The sequence below is a fragment of the Pseudoalteromonas sp. QJM3NY_22 genome (assembly GCF_056173065.1).
The window spans coordinates 535,330-555,925 of record NZ_JBWBTZ010000002.1 but is presented as its reverse complement, the minus strand read 5'-3'; the positions used below and the strand labels follow the sequence as shown (position 1 = coordinate 555,925).

At 38.9% G+C, this 20,596-nt stretch carries 19 protein-coding genes; 8 read left to right on the top strand and 11 right to left on the bottom strand.

Annotated features, from left to right (window positions below; translation table 11 throughout):
- Positions 1–69: 69 nt before the first annotated feature.
- On the top strand, positions 70–675 hold the full coding sequence (locus tag AC0VZ4_RS22755) for a LysE family translocator (protein ID WP_475441705.1): 606 nt from the start codon (positions 70–72) through the stop codon (positions 673–675).
- 104 nt (positions 676–779) lie between these two features.
- Here the strand turns inward: AC0VZ4_RS22755 and AC0VZ4_RS22750 are convergent, their stop codons facing one another.
- From AC0VZ4_RS22750 to AC0VZ4_RS22725, 6 genes are all read right to left on the bottom strand, one after another.
- Complete coding sequence (locus tag AC0VZ4_RS22750; RefSeq protein ID WP_475441704.1) at positions 780–2,183, bottom strand: pectate lyase family protein; 1,404 nt, start codon at positions 2,181–2,183, stop codon at positions 780–782.
- A 16-nt stretch (positions 2,184–2,199) separates the two neighbouring features.
- Positions 2,200–2,472 (bottom strand): hypothetical protein, encoded by a 273-nt coding sequence (locus tag AC0VZ4_RS22745; protein ID WP_475441703.1) that lies wholly within the window; start codon positions 2,470–2,472, stop codon positions 2,200–2,202.
- Between the two features lie 51 nt (positions 2,473–2,523).
- Positions 2,524–3,150 carry a pectinesterase family protein gene (locus AC0VZ4_RS22740; RefSeq protein ID WP_475441702.1) on the bottom strand — a complete coding sequence of 209 codons (627 nt, stop codon included), beginning with the start codon at positions 3,148–3,150 and terminating at the stop codon, positions 2,524–2,526.
- Positions 3,151–3,248: 98 nt separating this feature from the next.
- Complete coding sequence (locus tag AC0VZ4_RS22735) at positions 3,249–4,199, bottom strand: sugar kinase (RefSeq protein ID WP_096794401.1); 951 nt, start codon at positions 4,197–4,199, stop codon at positions 3,249–3,251.
- Positions 4,200–5,687 carry a UxaA family hydrolase gene (locus AC0VZ4_RS22730; RefSeq protein WP_008134477.1) on the bottom strand — a complete coding sequence of 496 codons (1,488 nt, stop codon included), beginning with the start codon at positions 5,685–5,687 and terminating at the stop codon, positions 4,200–4,202.
- A 1-nt stretch (position 5,688) separates the two neighbouring features.
- Positions 5,689–7,146, bottom strand: a complete 1,458-nt coding sequence (locus AC0VZ4_RS22725) for a tagaturonate reductase (RefSeq protein WP_475442224.1) — start codon at positions 7,144–7,146, stop codon at positions 5,689–5,691.
- Positions 7,147–7,322: 176 nt separating this feature from the next.
- On the opposite strand from AC0VZ4_RS22725, the gene kduD reads away from it, so the two are divergent.
- From kduD to AC0VZ4_RS22690, 7 genes are all read left to right on the top strand, one after another.
- Positions 7,323–8,087: a 2-dehydro-3-deoxy-D-gluconate 5-dehydrogenase KduD gene (kduD, locus tag AC0VZ4_RS22720; protein WP_475441701.1), complete on the top strand. Its 765-nt coding sequence runs from the start codon at positions 7,323–7,325 to the stop codon at positions 8,085–8,087.
- A gap of 21 nt (positions 8,088–8,108) precedes the next feature.
- Positions 8,109–8,951 carry a 5-dehydro-4-deoxy-D-glucuronate isomerase gene (gene kduI, locus AC0VZ4_RS22715; protein WP_007377228.1) on the top strand — a complete coding sequence of 281 codons (843 nt, stop codon included), beginning with the start codon at positions 8,109–8,111 and terminating at the stop codon, positions 8,949–8,951.
- A gap of 52 nt (positions 8,952–9,003) precedes the next feature.
- Positions 9,004–9,981, top strand: a complete 978-nt coding sequence (locus AC0VZ4_RS22710) for a TRAP transporter substrate-binding protein (RefSeq protein WP_096794403.1) — start codon at positions 9,004–9,006, stop codon at positions 9,979–9,981.
- Between the two features lie 6 nt (positions 9,982–9,987).
- Entirely contained in the window at positions 9,988–10,479 is a 492-nt protein-coding gene (locus tag AC0VZ4_RS22705) for a TRAP transporter small permease (RefSeq protein WP_475441700.1), read from the top strand.
- A complete protein-coding gene (locus tag AC0VZ4_RS22700; RefSeq protein ID WP_007377231.1) occupies positions 10,479–11,780 on the top strand; it encodes a TRAP transporter large permease in 1,302 nt (433 codons plus the stop codon). The genes AC0VZ4_RS22705 and AC0VZ4_RS22700 overlap by 1 nt, the downstream gene beginning before the upstream one ends.
- 263 nt (positions 11,781–12,043) lie before the next feature.
- A complete protein-coding gene (locus tag AC0VZ4_RS22695) occupies positions 12,044–13,060 on the top strand; it encodes a LacI family DNA-binding transcriptional regulator (protein ID WP_475441698.1) in 1,017 nt (338 codons plus the stop codon).
- A gap of 192 nt (positions 13,061–13,252) precedes the next feature.
- Entirely contained in the window at positions 13,253–14,014 is a 762-nt protein-coding gene (locus AC0VZ4_RS22690; protein WP_475439680.1) for an IS5 family transposase, read from the top strand.
- Positions 14,015–14,110: 96 nt separating this feature from the next.
- Here AC0VZ4_RS22690 and AC0VZ4_RS22685 read toward each other — a convergent pair whose 3' ends face one another.
- The 5 genes from AC0VZ4_RS22685 to AC0VZ4_RS22665 all read right to left on the bottom strand — a co-directional run bounded on the left by AC0VZ4_RS22685 (position 14,111) and on the right by AC0VZ4_RS22665 (position 20,539).
- Positions 14,111–14,893, bottom strand: a complete 783-nt coding sequence (locus tag AC0VZ4_RS22685) for an alpha/beta hydrolase fold domain-containing protein (RefSeq protein WP_475441697.1) — start codon at positions 14,891–14,893, stop codon at positions 14,111–14,113.
- A 170-nt stretch (positions 14,894–15,063) separates the two neighbouring features.
- Positions 15,064–16,755 (bottom strand): glycoside hydrolase family 43 protein, encoded by a 1,692-nt coding sequence (locus AC0VZ4_RS22680; RefSeq protein ID WP_475441696.1) that lies wholly within the window; start codon positions 16,753–16,755, stop codon positions 15,064–15,066.
- A 9-nt stretch (positions 16,756–16,764) separates the two neighbouring features.
- Positions 16,765–17,628: a glycoside hydrolase family 88/105 protein gene (locus tag AC0VZ4_RS22675; protein ID WP_475442223.1), complete on the bottom strand. Its 864-nt coding sequence runs from the start codon at positions 17,626–17,628 to the stop codon at positions 16,765–16,767.
- A gap of 47 nt (positions 17,629–17,675) precedes the next feature.
- Positions 17,676–17,957, bottom strand: coding sequence for a glycoside hydrolase family 88 protein (locus AC0VZ4_RS22670; RefSeq protein ID WP_475441695.1), 282 nt, complete (start codon positions 17,955–17,957; stop codon positions 17,676–17,678).
- A gap of 29 nt (positions 17,958–17,986) precedes the next feature.
- Complete coding sequence (locus tag AC0VZ4_RS22665; protein ID WP_475441694.1) at positions 17,987–20,539, bottom strand: DUF4861 family protein; 2,553 nt, start codon at positions 20,537–20,539, stop codon at positions 17,987–17,989.
- Positions 20,540–20,596: the final 57 nt, after the last annotated feature.

Below are 20,596 nucleotides of genomic sequence, written 5' to 3'. Positions count from 1 at the left end.
ATAAACATGAGTAAGTAACAGCGCGGCTACTTATAGCCGCGTTTTTGCTTTTAATATGAGAGTAAATTAATGATTGATGTAGCAGCACTTGCGGTTTTTATTCCTACGTTCTTTTTTGTGTCTATCACCCCTGGTATGTGTATGACTTTGGGTATGAGCATTGGCGTGCGCCGGACATTATGGATGATGATAGGCGAGCTATTAGGTGTCGCAAGTGTTGCTATAGCTGCGGTTTTAGGCGTTGCAAGCGTAATGCTAAATTACCCAGATGCGTTCGCTATTTTAAAGTGGGTAGGCGGCGCGTATTTAATTTATATTGGCGTTAACATGTGGCGAGCCAAAGGAAAAATGTCGGTCGATACCTCAAAGCCAAGTGATGTAAGTAGGCAGTCGTTATTTACCCAAGGTTTTGTAACTGCAATTGCAAATCCTAAGGGCTGGGCGTTTATGATTTCACTACTGCCGCCATTTATAAGTGTTGAGCATGCTGTAGCTCCTCAGCTATTAGTATTGTTAAGTGTAATAATGGTGAGCGAATTTGTATGCATGTTAGCTTACGCAACAGGCGGTAAAAGCCTGCGTTTATTTTTAAGCCGTGGCGATAATATCAAATGGATGAACCGTATTGCTGGCAGCTTAATGGCTGCTGTAGGTATCTGGTTAGCGCTAGGGTAATCGCTTAGCGAAGGAATATATTTGTCATCTCTAAGTTTGACCTATTCAAAGGCCGGATGACTTTATTCACCAGCCGGCCTTCATATAATAAAAGTGAAAAATGATTACTCCGTAATCGAATTTATATAAGCGTTTATATTATGTTGGTTAGTTGGATTTTTAGCTGCCCAACGATCATTTATACCATCTTTATTTTTATCAATTATGTCAGGGAATCCTAGAAATTGTCGTTCATATTCTTCCCAGCTTTTAATCATTTCTAGTTCACTGTTTATTAAACCTTTGCCATTAATAGGCGTACTACCATCTACTTGGTTTAACACTTGTGTATCAATATTATCTAAAAACATGCCATTGGCATTAAAATTAGCCCCTACGTTTTTTTCCTTTATAAGTGTGCTGTAGGTTTTTTGAGTACTATTTATTGTCGCACTATTTACAGCACCATTGATTGGCTCTAACTTAACTCGACTGAGTCGTTTATCATCCATTGATATATTTTTACGTTTTGCATCTTTGCTAGTGCGATAGTTTACACCCAGTCGGTTATCGGCAGTTATTTTCTCATCTCCCACAAAATAGTTACCAGATATATAAGCTTGAGACTTTGTTATATTTGGTGAGTACCATAAATCAACAAGTTGTATTGCTTTACTTGCGGGTCCCGGTTTGTAAATGTTGTTTATTAAGTTAAAGCGGCCATTCTCGCTACCATAAACATTATTGCTGCCCCAGTTAAAAATGATATTGTTGGAAAATTCAACAAATTCAAACTGTTCATCGTAAGGGGGTTTTAAGCGTGAACCATTTAATCGTGGTGTGCGGCTATTATGATGAGCGATGACATTATTAATAAAACTGGCTTTATTCCCCCCCCAAATTCCACCATAGCCATGGTGTCCTTTAGGGTGGATTGAATGATTAAGGCTCGCAGCTACAATTGAATTTTGCAGCGTGAATCGTTGGTTATTATAAAAGCTAGCAGTTTCATCGACTGACCAGCTAAATGAGCAGTGATCAATTATTATATCTCGGCTATTGCGCACGGACATCGAATCTTCAGCTAATTTAAATGTACCAAGGCGAAAACGCATATAGCGAATAATGATATGATCAGCATCCGAAACTTGAACTGGCGCACCCGCAACGGTAATGCCACCAGGAGAGGTTTGCCCTGCAATAGTTAAAAAGCCACTTTTTACAATAATGGGTTCTTTTAAATGAATAACACCGGAGATATTAAATACCACTGTGCGCTTGTATTTACGCTTTAAGGCGTGTCTAAGTGTTCCCTTTGCTGGGTTTTTAGGATTATCTTCCAGTGAGTTAACAATATAGATTTTGCCGCCATGCCCCCCTTGCGTGTATTTCCCGTATCCATCGGCATTTTTAAAGGCTAAATTTGAGTCGAGTGCATACCCGTGAGAGGTGAATACGCCCACTAATAAAACAAATACACTTAAACTTAAATATTTAATTTTCTTATTGATTGTATCCAAAGTATGCACCCTAAAATTGTTATGTTTATAAGCTAAAGCTATCAGTAGCAAAAGCAGTTTTATTTATTTGTTGTGCTAAATTATGAAGTACGGCATTTGGATGCCATTTATCACCAAATACCCACTGTTCGACAGTTTGTTGGGCTAAATAAGTGTTAGTGGGCTGAAAATTATTACGTGCCCATGAATAACTATTAATGTTTTGATTATTCGCAAAAAAATACCTAGCGCCAAATTTGTTTGCCTTATTACGGCTTTTATCAGGGTAGGTTTTTTTGAATATTGGTTTGTCAGCCATGTGGCTAGAGAACTGGTTATTAATTAAATAAAACTGTGCATCATAATGATGTCAACCTAACCAAAAACCTTTTACACCATCAAATTCACTGTCATTTACAACGAGCTTTTGATTTACATTGAGTTCGCCATCATGCCAAAGAGTGGCACTTTGCTTTATGTTGAAGAATTTAGAATGCTCAATTAACGCGGTACCACGAGGACACACCATATCGGTTGCGCCAGTAAATGAGCAATATGAATGGTAATATAATCCATCTTTTTTATTCCACAAACTCAGAGTATCGGCCCCGTCGGAACTAATGTTACATTGATGCAAGGTGATGCGGGTGGCCTTTTCAAAACTACGAACCGCAAACTGGTGCTCGTTAGTATTGTGTTCTCGGCCGTAGTGATTATTGATTTGTAAGTTGACGATATTTATATCGCTACCGTCAATATTTACAACCGCCGCCCCCCAATCACTGTCGTGATTTTTTCGCCAGTTATTTCTAAGCTCAGGAAAAGTAATTCGCGTATTACTTTGCGACTGACCAACTAAACTTAAGTTATTGCGAGTTATAAATAGCTTTTCGTTATATTCGCCAGCGCTGATTAAAATAATAACGCGTTTAAAGTGAGTACTCGCATCAATAGCTTGTTGAATAGAGCTGAAATATTTAGGGTTATGCTTATCCACATACAAAATAGTACTGGGCTCACTTCCAATGGCCGGTGTTTTTGAGTGGATGTTGCAACTAACCAATAGACAAATAACGAAAAAAGTAAACTTCATCATTAACGACCTATTATTGACGTTTTTATTGAATCAGTATCAATACCTACAATCGCCCCTCGGTGTTGAATAACCTGTCCGGCTAATAAGTTACCAGCTTTGGCACAGTCCTCTATTGAATTACCGTGTAGCCAGTATGCTAGAAACCCCGCGTTAAATGAATCCCCAGCCGCTGTTGTATCAGTAACATTATCGACTTTGTTGGTTTTAAAATAGCGGGGCTCTGAAGTGTTTTTATTACTGTACTGACAACCATCAGCACCTGTTTTTATGAGCACATGCTGAGCGCCGGCTTTGTGCAAACGAAAATGGCACGCGGTAATATTATTATCGGCCCAAATTTGTACTTCATCATCAAAAGTGAGCAATGATAAATTAGCAAGCGCATACATGACTTTGTTGGTTTTTTTACAGTGTTCATCACTTGCCCAAAGAGCCGGGCGGTGATTACTGTCATATATAATATCGACACCTTGATGAGCAAGCTTTGTTAGAATTTCAAGCAGGGTATTGCAATCTTTAACTGATAAAATAGCGAGTGATATCCCTGATAGATAAATAGCATCAAAATGACTAAGAAGCGCGACAATATGGTTAAAATCAGGATGTGTTACCAAATATTTTGCTGCTGAGTCGCTTCGCCAATATTGAAAAGAGCGCTCTCCTTGAACATCGTTTTGAATCATATACAAACCAACCTGTTTATCAGGTGCGATAAGTACAAAATCAGTATTTAATTGATGTTTTTGCCACTGCTTTATCATCGCGGTGCTCAATGTGTCGGCACCCATGCAAGTAACATAATTTACGTCAACACTTTGACCTGCGAGCTTTTTCAAATAAATAGCGGTATTCATTGTGTCACCGCCATAGTTTTGTTGCATAGAAGAAAATAATTGACCCGATAGCTCAACCATACACTCGCCAATAATTGCTATTTTTTTGATAGACATTTAAAGCGTGACTCCTTTTTTCCAGATAGCGACTTCACGAATATCATTCTTTTCATTACAGGTTTCTTTTCCGTTGACTATCTCAACAAGCAAGTCAACAAACTCACCATGCACTTGCTCCATACTTACATCGTTGATGAGCACACCAGCATCAAAGTCTATCCAGCGTGTTTTTTTCTTGGCTAGCTCTGAATTAGTGGCAATTTTAAGCGTAGGAACAAAGCCGCCATAAGGGGTGCCACGACCAGTGGTAAATAGTACAATGTGGCAACCAGAAGCACCTAAAGCACTTGTTGCAATTGGGTCATTGCCAGGTGCATCTAGTAAGTTTAAACCGGGTACGCTCAAACGTTCACCGTAGTGTAAGACGGCTTGTACTTTGCTGCTGCCAGCTTTTTGTGTACACCCTAGTGATTTATCTTCCAATGTGGTTATTCCGCCTTTTTTATTTCCAGGTGACGGATTTTCGTAGATGGGTTGATTATGTGCTTTGTAATAACCTTTAAAGTTGTTAACCATTTCAACTAACTTATGAAAGGTTGCTTCGTCTTTACAACGCGACATTAATAGCGTTTCGGCACCAAACATTTCTGGTACTTCGGTTAACACGGTTGTACCGCCTTGGGCTATTAAATAATCTGAAAACACACCTAGCATAGGGTTAGCTGTTATGCCCGATAGGCCATCACTGCCACCACACTCTAAACCAAATTTAACTTCACTTAATTTTCCAGGTTCGCGTTTGTCGTGCTTTATTCGACTATAAATTTCTTCGAGAAGAGCGACACCATCTTCAATTTCGTCATCAGCTTGTTGTGTGATTAAAAATTTAACGCGGTTTTCATCAAAATCCCCAAGCCCTTCTTTAAACACATTTAATTGGTTGTTTTCACACCCCAAGCCAACAACCAACGCACCGCCTGCATTAGGGTGCAATACCATGTTTTGTAAAAGAATACGGGTTGTTTCTAAATCATCACCGAGCTGTGAGCAGCCAAATTGATGAGGAAAAACATGAATTCCGTCAATGCCAAGATCAGGGTTTCGTTGCATAAACTCTTTTTTCATTTGTGCAATCATACCGTTTACACAGCCAACAGTAGGGATAAGCCAAATCTCGTTGCGTATACCAATTTCGCCATTTTTACGACGATAAATATTAACATCGGGTGATGGAGTTGCTGCTGCTTGGTCAATAAACTCAGGGGTGTATTGATATTCAAGTTCATCGTTTAGGGTGGTTTTAACACAGTGTGTATGAACCCACGTACCTTTTGGTATATTAGCTAAAGCAAAGCCAATTGGAGCTCCATATTTTATAACTTTCTCGTCTTTTTCTATGTCACGCAAAGCTACTTTATGACCTTTGTCTACATCTTGAGTTACTAAAATGTCGATGCCATCAACCGGTAATGTTTCGCCTGCTCCAATATTGCGCATGGCAATTGCTACATCATCGGTTGGGTGTAATTTGATTAATGGTTTCATTTTATTGACCTAATTTACTTTCAATGGTGGCTGCTACACTGGTGTTCAACATACTCTGTAGATAACCTACGATGCTTTGTTTAAGGCCTGAAATATCATTTAAATTTGTTTCCCAGTGCCAATCACAGGCTAGGAACTTTTCAACCAATTGATCAATACTTAAGCTACCGCGGTCATACTCCAGCCAGTTGTCTTTAAAAAACGCTAACCATTGTTCGCTATCACTGAGAGCTATAGGCTCATCATTACGTAAACCACGGTAAAATAAAATTTGTCCAGCCATTGCCATCGCAATTAACTCAGGAACCTTTTGGTTTAATTCCACATATTTAAATAGCTGAGGTAGCAGGCGTGTCTTAAATTTAGTCATACTGTTTAGTGAAATAGACAATAGTAGATGGCAAATATAGGGGTTTCTAAAGCGGTTAAGTACATCGCTGGCAAACTTCTTTAGCTCATCTGAGGGTAAATCAAGGGTCGGAATAATCTCATCTGCAATGAGTTGAGTTAAATACCGTTCAAATAATTGAGTACTAAGGGCATCACCAACCGAGTCAATATTTGCCATATATGCCAGCGGCACTAACGCTGTATGTGCTCCATTTAAAATAGCCACTTTACGTTGTTTGTAAGGTGAAATATCGTCGACAATTTTTATATTTACGTCACTGTCTTTCAAACACAATAATTCAGCGAGATGTTTTGGTCCTTGAATAACAAATAAGTGAAAATACTCGGCAGTGACCATAAAGTTGTCTAAATAACCGAGTGACTCTTGCAGTTGTTGATGTTCGTCTCGTGGAAAGCCTGTCACAATACGGTCAACTAGGCTTGAGCAAAAATGGTTATGTACATTTAACCATTGGGTAAACTCTTCTGGTAATTGCCAATTTTTTGCGTACTTTAAAACGATTTCTTTGAGCTTTTCGCCATTGTAATCAATAAGTTCGCACGGAATAATGACCATGCCACTTTCTGCTGAGCCAGTAAAGTGATTAAATCGATGAAATAACCATTGTGTTAGCTTTGCTGGGAATGCTTTTGCAGGTTTATCCTCTAGCTTGTCTGAATCAATGTACTCTATGCCTGCTTCAGTTGTATTTGAAAAAATGATTTTCAAATCAGAATTTGTAGCAAGCTCTAAAAAACGCTCAAGGTTTTTATAAATAGGGATCTCTTCATTAACGCAACCAATAATACGCTCTTCACTTACGGTTTCACCTTGCTCATTTAAGCCACGAATAATAGTGGTGTACAAACCATCTTGTGTATTTAGCAGCGGTAATGTGTCGTAATCAATTGGGCGAATAATTGCAATGCCTGCACTTAGATCACTCGTTTGGTTTAATTTATCTATTTGCCAATCGACAAAAGCGCGTAAAAAGTTACCTTCACCAAATTGCATTATTTTTGTTGGGTATTTGTTTTTATTAAAGTTTTTTCTATTCAATGTTTGCATAATATAACCCATTTTGAGTATCGATTGGCCTGTTGTTGATTTCATACTACTTATAAATGCCACCGGTGGCAAATTAAATTTGACAAACTGCCACCGGTAGCGAAGAATGGCTTTTAACAACTCAAATTATTTTATTTACATTATATAAATATAGAGATTAACGATAGGAATTGGCAATGAGCATGCATTTATTCGATTTAAAGGGAAAGACGGCCTTAGTAACTGGGGCCAGCCGTGGATTAGGGCAGCAAATAGCCTTGGGTTTAGCTCAAGCAGGTGCAAATATTATATGTAGCAGTAGCCAAGAGAATGGTTGCAAAAACACGTGCCAGATGATTAAAAATGAATCAGGGCAAGTGATTGAATTATCTGCTGATTTAAGCCGCGAAGATGCTGTAGTTTCGCTTGCGGAGCGTGCATTAGAGTATGCTGGGACTGTTGATATTTTAATTAATGTAGGTGGCACTATTTTTCGAAGTCCAGCCGTAGATTATCCGTACGAGCAGTGGCAAAACGTAATGAAAGTAAATGTTGATGCTAGTTTTTTACTTGCTCAGGCACTTGCACCTGCAATGATTAAAAAAGGGCAAGGGAAAATTATCAATATTGCGTCAATGCTTTCATATAGTGGTGGCATGACAGTACCTGCTTACACAGCAAGTAAACATGCTATTGCAGGCGTAACTAAAGCATTAGCGAATGAATGGGCGCAATATAATATTCAAACAAATGCAATTGCTCCCGGTTACTTTAAAACCGATAACACACAAGCTTTACAAGATGATCCTACTCGAAACAGTGAGATCGAAAAACGTATACCAGCAGGGCGTTGGGGTGAAGCTGAGGATTTAATTGGAACCGCCATCTTTTTATCATCAGCTGCTAGCGATTATGTTAATGGTCATATTTTAGCTGTTGATGGCGGCTGGTTAGCACGATAACTTTATTTTAGGTAGCAAACTATGAGTACAGAAATTGAGTCACGTTACGCCGTTGGTCCAAATGAAGTGAAAGGCTACGATACACAGCAGCTCAGAGATGAGTTTTTGGTTGATAAGCTTATGCAAGTAGACAAAATTTATTGGCTGTACACGCATTACGAACGTTTTATGGTAGGTAGTGCGGTTCCAACAGCAGGAGCTTTAACGCTAGAGACAGTCGATAACCTTAAAGCAGCTCATTTTTTGAATGGACGTGAATTGGGCATTATCAATGTAGGCGGCCGAGGTACGGTAACTGCAGACAATGAGACGTTTGAACTTAACTACAAAGATGCTTTGTATATAGGCAAAGAATCAAAAAATGTGACGTTTAAAAGCTGTGATAACACAAATCCAGCTAAGTTTTATTTAAATTCGGCGCCAGCACACCATAAATACCCAAATAAACGAGTTACCCGTAATGATGCAAACGTCTTGCATTTAGGCGCTTTAGAAACGTCTAACGAGCGTGATATAAACCAAATGCTGATTAATACAGTTGTAAAAACTTGCCAATTACAAATGGGTTTGACTGAGCTAAAGCCTGGTAGTGTATGGAATACAATGCCTGCTCATCAACATGATCGACGTAATGAAGTGTATTTTTATTTTGAAATACCAGAGCAACAAGCTGTGTGCCATTTTATGGGAGAACCCACAGAAACGCGCCATTTATGGATACATAATGAACAGGCCGTTGTTTCACCTGCGTGGTCTATTCATTCTGGATCGGGTACTCAAAACTACAGTTTTATCTGGGGGATGGCTGGCGAAAATCTAGATTATGATGATATGGATAAATATCAGCCTCATGAACTGAGGTAATGTAGTTCGTACAATCGCTTATTCACACACACTGATAAGAAGAAATATAATAATGCATAAGAATCTTCTCAATGTCGTTTTTTTGGTTTTATCGATCGGGCTACTCACCAGTTGTAGCGATGATAAAAAAACCATACGTTTAACATTAGCGCATACACTTGATACTCGTCATGTGGTTCACAAGGCGATGGAATTTATGGCAACGCGGCTAGATTACTATTCAAAGGGGAGTATGGAGATAGTAATTTACCCAGGTGGCCAACTTGGTTCTGAGCGAGAATTAATTGAACTATTGCAAATAGGCAGCCTTGCTATAACCAAAGTATCAGCCAGTCCTCTTGAAGGGTTTGTACCTGAAATGAAAGTATTTGGTATCCCTTACTTATTCAGAGATAGTGAACATTTTTGGCGAGTACTTAATAGCGAAACAGGCCAAAATCTGCTCGATAAGGTTGCAACTGCAAAACTTAAAGGGCTGGGTTATTACGATGCGGGTAGCCGTAGTTTTTATACAACGAATAAACCAATCAACACACCTGATGACTTAGTGGGTGAAAAAATAAGAGTACTGAATAGTCCAACTGCGGTTGCCACTGTTCAAGCCCTTGGTGGTGCAGCTGCGCCTATTGCATGGGGTGAACTCTATGCAGCTCTGCAACAAGGTGTTGTTGATGGTGCAGAGAATAACCCACCTAGTTATTACTTATCTCGCCATTATGAAATAGCAAAATATTATTCATTAGATGAACACACGTTTGTACCTGATGTGATTATAGCCAGCCAAAGTGTGTGGGATTCGTTAAATACCCAGCAGCAGCAATGGCTAAGCCAAGCAATGGCTGATTCAGTAAAGTACCAGCGTTCGTTATGGCAAACCGCTTCTGATGACGCCCTTGCAAAAGTAATTGAAGCGGGTGTTGAAGTAACCTATCCAGATAAAAAAGCATTTCGCGATCAAGTCGTTGAGTTTCATGCGTCTTTTGACAACACTCCTGTTGCAAAAGTAATAACAAAAATTAAAGCAATGTAGTGAGAGATGATGCGTAAATTTAACACACTTTTAAATCACCTAATTGAGCGTATTTTGATTATGGCTATGGTTGCCATTGTTGCGGTGGTTTGCTGGCAGGTTTTTTCGAGATTTATAATGCGTTCGCCAAGTTCATATACCGAAGAATTAGCGCGCTTTTTGCTTATTTGGATTGGCGTATTAGGTGCAGCCTACGCTTATCGAACACGTGCACATTTAGGGCTTGATCTGTTTTATGAAAAAATGAAACCGAGACTAAAGCACAAATGCGCTATTTTGATAGAATTAATAGCGCTAATAACAGCCAGCAGTCTATTAATTTATGGGGGCGCTTTATTGATGCTATTAAGCTTTGATTTGAAGCAAACATCAGCAGCTTTAGGCATTAATATGGGATTTGTTTATTTAGTGTTGCCATTAAGCGGGGTACTTATTGCGATTAATTGCTTAGATAATTTACTTCAATTAGCCGCTACTAGACAGAAGGAGGAGGTGTAATGGATTTTACAGCAATAATTCTCGTCGTTACTTTTTTTGCATTACTACTTATTAATGTCCCTATTTCAATATGCATTGGTTTAGCTACTTTACTCGCCTTATTAATGCATATGGATTTTACGCCGGCGGCGACGACTATCGCCCAACAGCTAGCTGGTGGATTAGATAGTTTTGCTTTACTTGCTATTCCATTTTTTATTCTCTCTGGGCTTATCATGGGCCAAGGAGGGATCGCCAAGCGGTTAATCGAATGTGCGATGGCATTAATAGGGTTTTTACCTGGTGGCTTAGCGTTGGTAAATGTTTTGTCGTGTATGCTATTTGGTGCAATATCAGGTTCTGCTGTAGCTGCAACCTCAGCGATTGGTAGTTTTATGGTACCAGAGATGAAAAAGCATGGTTACAGTGAAAACTTTGCGGCTGCTGTCACCGCGACGGCATCCACGACGGGCATGCTAATTCCACCCAGTAATATTTTAATTATTTATGCAATCGCCAGTGGTGGTGTTTCAATTGCGGCATTATTTATAGCAGGCTACCTTCCGGGTATATTAGTTGGACTTGCATTAATGACTGTTTGTGCGGTGTATTCTATTAAAAATAAATACCCTGTAACAGCACGCCTACCGTTGAAAATTGTTATTGAAAAAGTGTTGGCTGCCTTTCCTAGTTTACTGCTTATTTTTATTGTAATAGGCGGTATTATTGGAGGGGTATTTACTGCAACTGAAGCGGGGGCAATCGCGGTAATTTATGCGTTAATATTATCTGTTATTGTTTATAAGGAAATTAGTTTAGCCGCGTTACCTGGAATATTACTAAAAGCATGTGAAACAACCGCGATTGTAATGCTCATCATTGGTGCTTCTTCTGCAATGTCTTGGCTGCTATCGTTTACCCATATTCCGCAAATTGTCAGTGATTTCTTTTTAACACTCAGTGATAACCCAATTATTATATTATTACTCATAAACTTGATTTTAATTCTAGTGGGAGCATTTATCGATATGACTCCTGCGGTGCTTATTTTTACGCCAATATTTTTGCCTGTGGCTGAACAGTTTGGTATGTCGCCTATACAATTTGGTATTATGATTGTATTAAATTTATCCATAGGGTTGGTGTCGCCACCAGTAGGAAGTGTACTTTTTGTAAGTTGTGCAGTGGCTAAAACGTCTCTTCATAAAATTATTAAGCCAATGATCCCATTATATATCGTTATGTTTTTAGTTTTAATGCTGGTTACATACGTACCTGCTGTGAGTGAGTTTTTACCTCGCTTATTTGGTCTTATTGAGTAACATAATCTGAACTTGGGATAATAAACTTGTCTTAAGCCGTAATTTTCACGCTAACAGCGCTGAATCTACTACAATATGCTATACAAAAAGCGGTTGGTCGAATTTATTTTGCGTAAAAGCCAACCGCTGTTATAACTATTGTCTTACAAAATAATTTATTTTTGGGTTCATTTTTGCCTTGAAAGACTAATCACTGCAATGGTTTCTTTACAGACATCAAGTAGCTGGTAAAATTGAAGATTACCCTTGTTCAGGAACTTATAATGTCAGTAACGATCAATGATGTAGCACGGCTTTCAGGTGTTTCAAAACGTACTGTTTCTCGCGTAATTAACTGCTCACCAGCAGTAGGTGAGGCAACGCGTGAGCGGGTACTGGAAATAATTAAAGAAACAGGCTTTTCACCAGATAAGCAGGCTCGTGGACTCGCATCTAGTCGTTCTTATTTATTAGGGCTAATTTATGATAACCCTGATGCGCTTTATATTGACCAAGTACAACGCGGTGCTTTAAGTGTGTGCGCCGAACTGGGTTATGAGCTAGTTGTTCACCCTGGGTCGTCAAAGCATGAGGACTTTATTGATGATTGCTTACGTTTTATTTCACGCTCAAAATTAGATGGCGTGATTATCCTACCACCAGTATCTGAAAATAAAGCACTTGCGGCGGCTCTTCGTGAAGCACAATGTCCTTATGTACGCCTTGCCTCTGTTGATTTAGATGATGCAGACAATATAGTTGTCTCGGATGAGCGTGCAGCCATGCGTGATATGGCAAGCCATTTAGTTGAACTTGGTCATACCGATATTGGTTTTATTTCTGGGCCGCAACATTTTCGTTCATCTACTGAGCGTTTAGCTGGTTTTTTGGCTGAGTTACAGGTTTACAATGTGCAACTACCAGACAGTCGTATTGTGGAAGGGAAAAATAATTACGAAAGTGGCTTAATGTGCGCAAAAACACTGTTAGACACGCCTAATAGACCAACTGCTATTGTAGCTAATAATGATGAAATGGCCGCAGCGGCATTACGAGTTGCAAGTAACTTAAATATCAAAGTACCCGATGAGCTTTCAGTTGCAGGATTTGATGATAATATTTTAGCGTCGCGCATTATTCCTTCGTTAACGACGATTCGTCAACCTGTTTATAATATGGCATGTTTAGCAGTACAAAAGTTAATAAATAAGTCACGTGCAAAAAAAGAAAAGTTACCACTTCAAAAAACGGTTACGCCCACTTTAGTTAAGCGAGAGTCAACAGGGCAATGTAGCGAATAATACCAAACGGCATAAATACTTGAACAATTTAATGAATTAAATCACTCTATAATGTTGTTAAAAATTTTTTATTTAGAACAATTAGATATAAAATTTTTTGCCTAGGGCGTGTTGATCTTTGCGGTATAAAAAACAAACAGCATAAGGATAAGGTATAATTGAATTCGCTAAAAAACGTTACACCGAACCCTCATGCCAAGATTAATGTTAACAGACGCGACATGGAATGTCTTATCAAAAGTAATGCACTTAAGTGGTCGAATTTATAATAAGCCTGAGCATAGAAAAACGCTCGAAGGCATACTCTATAGGATGCGTACCGGTATTCCTTGGCGAGATTTACCGTCTTATTTCGGCTCGTGGAGTGCTATTTATAGACGATTTAATTTATGGTCCAAAAAAGATATTTTGAATGAATTATTTCGAGTGTTATCCCACTATGCTGATATGGATTGGATCTTTATTGATGGCAGTATTGTCAGGGCTCACCAGCATAGTTGCGGTGCAAGAACCGCTGACAATGAATCAATCGGTAAGAGTCGAGGTGGTAATTCGACTAAAATTCATCTTGCAGTAGATAGCGGAGGATTGCCTGTTTATTATGAATTATCCTGTGGAAATACGCATGATATCGTCCATGCAGAGTCACTTGTAGCCAATTGCCCAACGAGTAATGTTGTTGTCGCAGATAAAGGCTACGATAGTGAAAAACTAAGAGAGTTTATTCGTGACAATAGCGCTACACCCGTTATTCCACGCAAGGATAACAGTTTAGTGGGTAATGAAGATATTGACTGGTGCATGTACAAATATAGGCACTTAGTTGAGAATGCCTTTGGTCGGATCAAACAATATAGAGGGATAGCCACACGGTATGAAAAGCTTGAGCGGAATTATCATTCCATGCTCGCTTTAGCATTCACTATGATGTGGCTACCAATATGGGCTGATTAATATATATACTACAAAGATCAACAGCCCCTAGTTATAGTGCAATTTTCTTATCGTTAAATAGACCCCATATATAAGCCGGTTGGTATAAAATACCCGTTATAGCTGTTTTTTTAAAAATAACGTCATTGCTTTTATTGTGTCTGTTTGCCACGGTTGGAATAGCCAAAAACAATGAGGAGCATCCTTAAATTGATAAACTTCAGTGGTTATACCCAGAAAGTTTAACTTTTGGATGGCTTTTTCTCTGCCTGCATAAAAACGCTTAGCACTACTATTGATAAATAAGGTCGCGGGTGAGCTTGCGTTAATATAGTTAATTGGTGACGCATTATGCCAACGCTGGGGGTTATCTTCATATCGCGAACCGAGCCAAGCACTCGCAGATGTTATTTTTTTACTTGGGTCATTTTCATAGCGTAGGGCTATAGGTGTTGTAAAATCGCTCAATCCATCAATATTTATTAATACGTTAGCTTTTATAAGTGGGTTATTAGTTTCTTTTAATTGCCCTTGACTGTAGGCCAGTAAGGCCGCCATTTGCCCTCCTGCAGAGCTGCCAATTAGCGCTAGTTTTGATGTATCTATATTATATTGTGCTTTATGAGTTGTAAGCCAATTCAGCGCAGTGGCTAAATCATTAATTGCAGCAGGATATTGCGCCTCTGTTGATAATCTATATGCAGGCACTGCAACCACAAACCCTTGTGCTGCAATAGAAAATGCTAATGTTTTTAATAGTTCAGGTGTTCCTGATTGCCAGCCCCCACCATGAATCATGACAACAAGTGGTAAGGAAGCGGTTGAATTTTTGGGGCGATAAATAGACATTGCTAATACATGGTCGGTAACTTTTTTATAAACAACATCCTGATAGGACAAGATTTCGCGGGGTATTGTTTGTGAGGGTAACTGTATTTGTGGGTAATCCTTTATTAATTTTTTATACCTATTTTGCAACGTGTACTCTTTTCCATATGCGGATGATATTATAAAAAAGCTACCTAGAATGAGTATAATACAATAAATTAATCTGTTGCTATTACGCATTTTTAATTTTGCTCTATTGGTGTGAAACGAAAATAATCAACATCTATAAATTGCGTTGCGTTTGGCTTAGATGCAACATGAAATAAACCCACTTTTGCTCCTACCCAGCGTCCTTTTGTAGCACTAAAATGTTCACCAATAATTCGAAAAGGATCTGTGCTATTAGTGCGATAACTAAAAATAGCATCGCCAGTGGGTTGCATTGTCATACGTAACTCAACATTATTACCAGAGAAAGGTTGAGGTTCTTTTAAGTGTTCATTACAGCCTTTACGTGCATTTATACATTGTGCGTAAACCAGTTGATTAGTTTGCGTTTCTTTATCATAAGTAATACCGATCCATGCATAGTTCTCACCAAATAAAACAAGTCCTGCTTGGCCTTTTAATGGCAATTTAGGTAACGTAAGTTTAGTGGTTAGAGTAAAGGTATTTGTGGGTAATTTTTGTAGTAATAGAGAAGGTGTTAACCACAAGCTGTCATTGCTTTCGGCTATTTTTTTCTGCTGATATAAGCGCAAAACACCAAGCTTTTTAGTTAGCGAATACCAACGTACATCAGAATTTGCATTCCATTGCCATTGTAGAGCCAGTTGTTCAGCAGTAAAATCATCACTTGCTTTAAGTGATTTAATCGTCACTGTATCGCTATGCACTGGTTTTTTATAGCGTAAAACAGGCTCACCTATTTCATCACCGTCTTCGTCTTTGCCGATGATAGGCCAATCATTTTTCCACTGCATTGGTTGTAAATGTACGATACGGCCATACGCTTTTTTTGACTGAAAGTGGATAAACCAATCTTCATCAAAGTCAGTATGTATCCAAGCACCCTGATGCGGGCCATTAATAATAGAACTACCTTGATTCATAACTATTTTAGCTTGGTAAGGACCGGCTATATTTTTACTACGAAACACCGATTGCCAACCTAAATCAACGCCACCTGCTGGGGCAAATATATAATAATAGCCATTACGCTTATAAAATTTGGGTCCTTCAATCGTCCTATATCCAGGGAAATTTTTGCCATCAATGATATGAGTAAATAGGCTGCTTACCGATGATGCATCGCTTGTCATTTCCCTCAAACTTAAAACATTATTAAAGCCTGCTCTACTCTTTGCCCAAGCATGTAATAAGTAACTTTTACCGTTATCATCCCACAGAGGTGTTGGATCGATGAGTCCTTTTCCTGATAAAATTAAGCGCGGTTTGCTCCATTTTTTTGCTGGATTGGCTGTCGTGGTAACATAAATACCAAAATCAGGATCTGGGTAAAATATCCAAAACAAGTTATTGTGATAACGTATATTTGGTGCCCAAACACCATTACCATGTTGCACTTTTTGGTAATGCGTTACGGGGATCTGTTCTGTAAGTGCGTAATTAATTAAAGACCAATTAACTAAATCGGTTGAATGAAGTATTGGCAATCCTGGGGCTGAATTAAAGCTAGACGCGGTCATGTAGTAGTGGCCATTGACAGCAACAACATCAGGATCGGAATAATCGGCGTGTAATATAGGATTTGTATAATCGTCGGTATTTAAACTAACGCGGTTAATACCAGTATTATCTGTTACATAGGCCGCGTCTGGTGGGGCAATTGATTTGGCTGAAAATGAAAATGAAAAAGTAACGAAGTAATATACAAAAAATTTTAACAGTATTATTATATTTATTGGTCGCATTATTAGGCCTTAACGCATCAAAGCAAGGCTAGCTAAAATAAATGGCCCTACGCCTTTAGGATCATTGGCTCGAATATCCTCACTTATATAATACCCAAAGCTACCATCGCGATAGGGTGTACCACCAAGGCCTGCTACGGCACATGTCTGAGTAAAAGAAATACGTTGGTTCGTTGCATCGACTAAAATAAATTGTTTAATTAAACCGTTGTAGCTTCGCTGTGCATGTAACAAGTAGTCCGCAGGAAGGTAGTCGTTCATAACACCTTGAGCCATAGCATAAGTTAACATAGCGCTGCCTGATGATTCTAGGTAGTTGCCTTTAATACTTGCTTTATCAGTTACTTGAAACCAGGTGCCAGAACTATCTTGGTAAATAAGAGCGGCATCAATTAGCGCCTTAAAGCGTGTGTTTAGCCACATTTTTTTATTGTAATTGTTCGGGAGTTGGTCAAGTACGTCAACCATTGCCATGGCATACCAACCAATAGAACGAGACCAATGATTAGGCGATTGTCCTGTTTTAGGATTTGCCCATGCCTGTTGTTTAGATTCATCCCACCCATGTACAGGTAGTTTAGTATCACTGCGATAAAGGTATTTTTCTATTAATTCAAACTGTTTGATTACATCGTCGAATTGCGTTTCGCTGCCATAGCGGCGTATATATTGTGCATAAAAGGGCGCACCCATATAAAGCCCATCGAGCCACATTTGGGAGGTATAACGCTTTTTATGCCAAAACCCACCTTCTTTAGTACGAGGATGATGTTCTAGCTGCTTGTAAAGAGTATCGATTGCTAAGCGATATTTATTGTTTTTAGTCTCATCATACATAAAAAACAATAATTTACCGGCGTTGAGCATATCAATATTATACTTACTCTGTTGATAGCTTTTAATGGTGCCATCTTCATTAATTAAGCTATCAACAGAGTAAGTATATAATCAAAGTAGCGTTTGTCTTTTGTATTTTGATAAAGTCGAGAGAATGCGAGTAGCTCAAGGCCGTGTGTGTAATCCCAACGTGGCGCTTTGCGCCAATCGAGGGTATACGCCTGTGGGTTGCGCTGCATCTCTGATTCAGCCATTCTGATAGACCATAAATTTTCATTTGGTAATGGCTCGGCTTTCAAAGTAAAAACACAGCAAAAAATACAGGTAAGCACTGAAAATACAGCTGAACTAAATGGTAAATGCATAGTAACGCAACCTTATTTTGAAGAATGACTTACTTTACTGAGTTATCTATATCTAGTAGCTTAACCATTTCGATACCGGCCAAAATGTATGGTGCAACACCTTTGGGATCGTTACGGCTAATAGGTTCGCTCATGTAATAGTCATAGCTTCCATCGCGGCCAAAACCTAACCCTGCTACGTAGCATTGATTTAGCATAGAAACAGTTCCATCTTTATGAACAAGGGTAAATTCACTGAGTAAACCTTTATAAGCTGATTTTACTAAAGCAGTATATTCTTTAGCTAAGTAGCCTTTATTGATTGCTTTGGCATAAAAGTAAATAAACATTGCTGTGGCTGACGACTCGCGGTAATTACCGCGCTGTGCAGGTTTGTTAAGTATTTGCCACCATGTTCCGGTGTTTTGATCTTGAACACTTTTTAGGCTAACGGCAATCTCACCAATCATTGTGACTAAAAAATCACGCTGCTCGATATTTTCTGTCGGAATATAATCCAGTACATCAACAACAGCCATGGCTAACCAGCCCATGCCGCGAGCCCAAAATTCTTGCGATAATCCAGTGTTTTTATCAGCCCAACTTTGTGCTTTTAGCTCATCCCATGCATGGTAGTAAAGCCCTGTATTTGAGTCGCGTAAAAATTCGCGAGTAAGTTTAAATTCGTTGACTACTTCATTAAGCGTTTCTTGCTGTTTATGACCAAGCTCGAATTTTTTTGCGTACTGAGCTAAAAATGGCATACCCATGTAAACACCATCTAACCATACTTGACCTTGGTATTTATTTTTATGCCAAAAAGCACCAGCAGAGGTGCGTGGTTGATCGTGTAATTGTTCTCTAAGTGTTTCAATAGCTACACGGTATTTAGCCTCACCAGTACGCTCATATAAGCTAATTAAGTTTTGGCCGGGGGGGATGTTATCAATATTGAAGTTACTTTTCTTATACGCATAAATTTTACCTTGATCAGAAATGAAGCTCGCGGTTACTTTTTCAATGACTTCGCTGTACTGTTTTTTTCCGGTCAATAGAGCTAACTGATTATATGCGTAAGGCTGAATACCAATGATATCGTATTCAAATTTTGGTAAGCGTTTACGGTTTACATCCCAGCCCATATAGTGATAACCAAGTACTTTATGAGAAAGCTCGGTGTCAGCTAATGCCTGTGTCCACTTTAAAGCACTTTTTGCATCAAGTGGTGCTTTGAATTGAGCTGCTGATAAACGCGTTTTAATTCGTAAACGTGGTTTTTGTGTTAATTTTTCGGCTTCCTTGTTTAAATAATCAATAAAAGCATCTTTACTATTTATGCCGCTTTCTAGTTGCCACACTGAAGCAAAATAGTAATTAACACGTTGCTGAGATTTATCCCCTTTAGGCTCAAGTATCGCGAGATAGTTGTTTTTATCTTCGGTTACTTTTTTTAGATCGCCTTTTTTGAAAAAAATAGCCATACCAAGTGGTGATTTATCTAAGCTTTGTTTACCCCAACTAGCAATATAGCTATAGCCATAGTTACTTAAGTTGCTTAAATCACCTTGTATGAACACAGTATTTTCATGTTTAACAATGCCTGTAGCCATATTCGGTAAATCTTTACTTAGCTTTAGTGCTACATTTGCCAGGCGTGAACCTGCATGCATACTAATATCAGCAACAAGATTTTGTTGATTATATGAGCTTTTCCAGTCGTTATAATCTAGCTGTACACTCGCGCGTAAATCGCCATTTTCGACAATGCGTGCTGTCCGTGTTTTTACATTAGCGACGTGCTCAAGCTGGTTTTTTGTATTCATTACACCAAAGCCGCCTGCACCGAGAGAGCTTCCTACTTTAAGGATATCCATCCCCCAACGTGCTTTGTGATGATAAGATTCATATCCATCTAAACCAATTTGGTGTAACACGGGTTCTGGTGTTAATTTGCCGAAAATATCAAAGCCATTTCGCCAATCTAAATAAAAGCGATAGCCTACTTTGTCTGATTCAATACCCGGTCCTTCATAGCGTATCCAATTTGAATGGTCCGTATAGTAATCTGGCGGTGTAAGCGATTTAACATTTTCAAAATGACCTCCAACGTATTCTTTTTTACCTGTATTTATTTGGTGTTTAGGGGGGCGACTATGTGGGAGCCATTGCCCAGCAACTTTATGGGCAAGATCTGCCTGTACTCGTTTTACTTTATCGACAGGTTTAACACTAACAGGTGTATTTTCAATAGTAATACTGACAGGTGTGCTGTTATTTAAATCAACAACAAAGTAAAGTCCATCAACAGTGCCATCGTAGTCAATATCAACTGCTTGACTTGGAAGTTCCACATCAGCACTGAAAACGCTGAGTGCTTCTTTTGATGTGAGACCTAAATCGTAGTAGCTCACGTAGATAGGCTCATCAGTACGTGCAAAATCAGAGGGGTTACTGATTTCTATTTGTGCTAAAGGGGGCGCTTTTTTAAGTATTGGTAATGCTGCAGTGCTTTCTTTTTGCTGGCAAGCCGATAGAAACAAACTTGCAAAAATAATAGCACCGGATGTGAGTGCAAACTGTTTTAAAGGGGCGTTTATTGTCATAATCTTCTCCCAATAATAACAGCCAAGCAAAAAGTACTTGGCTGTTAATTAAATAAG

Excerpts from the sequence above, each read along its gene's own strand:
- AC0VZ4_RS22755 (WP_475441705.1), top strand. The coding sequence starts at position 70 with ATGATTGATGTAGCAGCACTTGCGGTTTTTATTCCTACGTTCTTTTTT.
- AC0VZ4_RS22745 (WP_475441703.1), bottom strand. The coding sequence starts at position 2,472 with ATGGCTGACAAACCAATATTCAAAAAAACCTACCCTGATAAAAGCCGT.
- AC0VZ4_RS22735 (WP_096794401.1), bottom strand. The coding sequence starts at position 4,199 with ATGTCTATCAAAAAAATAGCAATTATTGGCGAGTGTATGGTTGAGCTA.
- AC0VZ4_RS22730 (WP_008134477.1), bottom strand. The coding sequence starts at position 5,687 with ATGAAACCATTAATCAAATTACACCCAACCGATGATGTAGCAATTGCC.
- AC0VZ4_RS22725 (WP_475442224.1), bottom strand. The coding sequence starts at position 7,146 with ATGCAAACATTGAATAGAAAAAACTTTAATAAAAACAAATACCCAACA.
- kduD (WP_475441701.1), top strand. The coding sequence starts at position 7,323 with ATGAGCATGCATTTATTCGATTTAAAGGGAAAGACGGCCTTAGTAACT.
- kduI (WP_007377228.1), top strand. The coding sequence starts at position 8,109 with ATGAGTACAGAAATTGAGTCACGTTACGCCGTTGGTCCAAATGAAGTG.
- AC0VZ4_RS22710 (WP_096794403.1), top strand. The coding sequence starts at position 9,004 with ATGCATAAGAATCTTCTCAATGTCGTTTTTTTGGTTTTATCGATCGGG.
- AC0VZ4_RS22705 (WP_475441700.1), top strand. The coding sequence starts at position 9,988 with ATGATGCGTAAATTTAACACACTTTTAAATCACCTAATTGAGCGTATT.
- AC0VZ4_RS22700 (WP_007377231.1), top strand. The coding sequence starts at position 10,479 with ATGGATTTTACAGCAATAATTCTCGTCGTTACTTTTTTTGCATTACTA.
- AC0VZ4_RS22695 (WP_475441698.1), top strand. The coding sequence starts at position 12,044 with ATGTCAGTAACGATCAATGATGTAGCACGGCTTTCAGGTGTTTCAAAA.
- AC0VZ4_RS22690 (WP_475439680.1), top strand. The coding sequence starts at position 13,253 with ATGCCAAGATTAATGTTAACAGACGCGACATGGAATGTCTTATCAAAA.
- AC0VZ4_RS22680 (WP_475441696.1), bottom strand. The coding sequence starts at position 16,755 with ATGCGACCAATAAATATAATAATACTGTTAAAATTTTTTGTATATTAC.
- AC0VZ4_RS22670 (WP_475441695.1), bottom strand. The coding sequence starts at position 17,957 with ATGCATTTACCATTTAGTTCAGCTGTATTTTCAGTGCTTACCTGTATT.
- AC0VZ4_RS22665 (WP_475441694.1), bottom strand. The coding sequence starts at position 20,539 with ATGACAATAAACGCCCCTTTAAAACAGTTTGCACTCACATCCGGTGCT.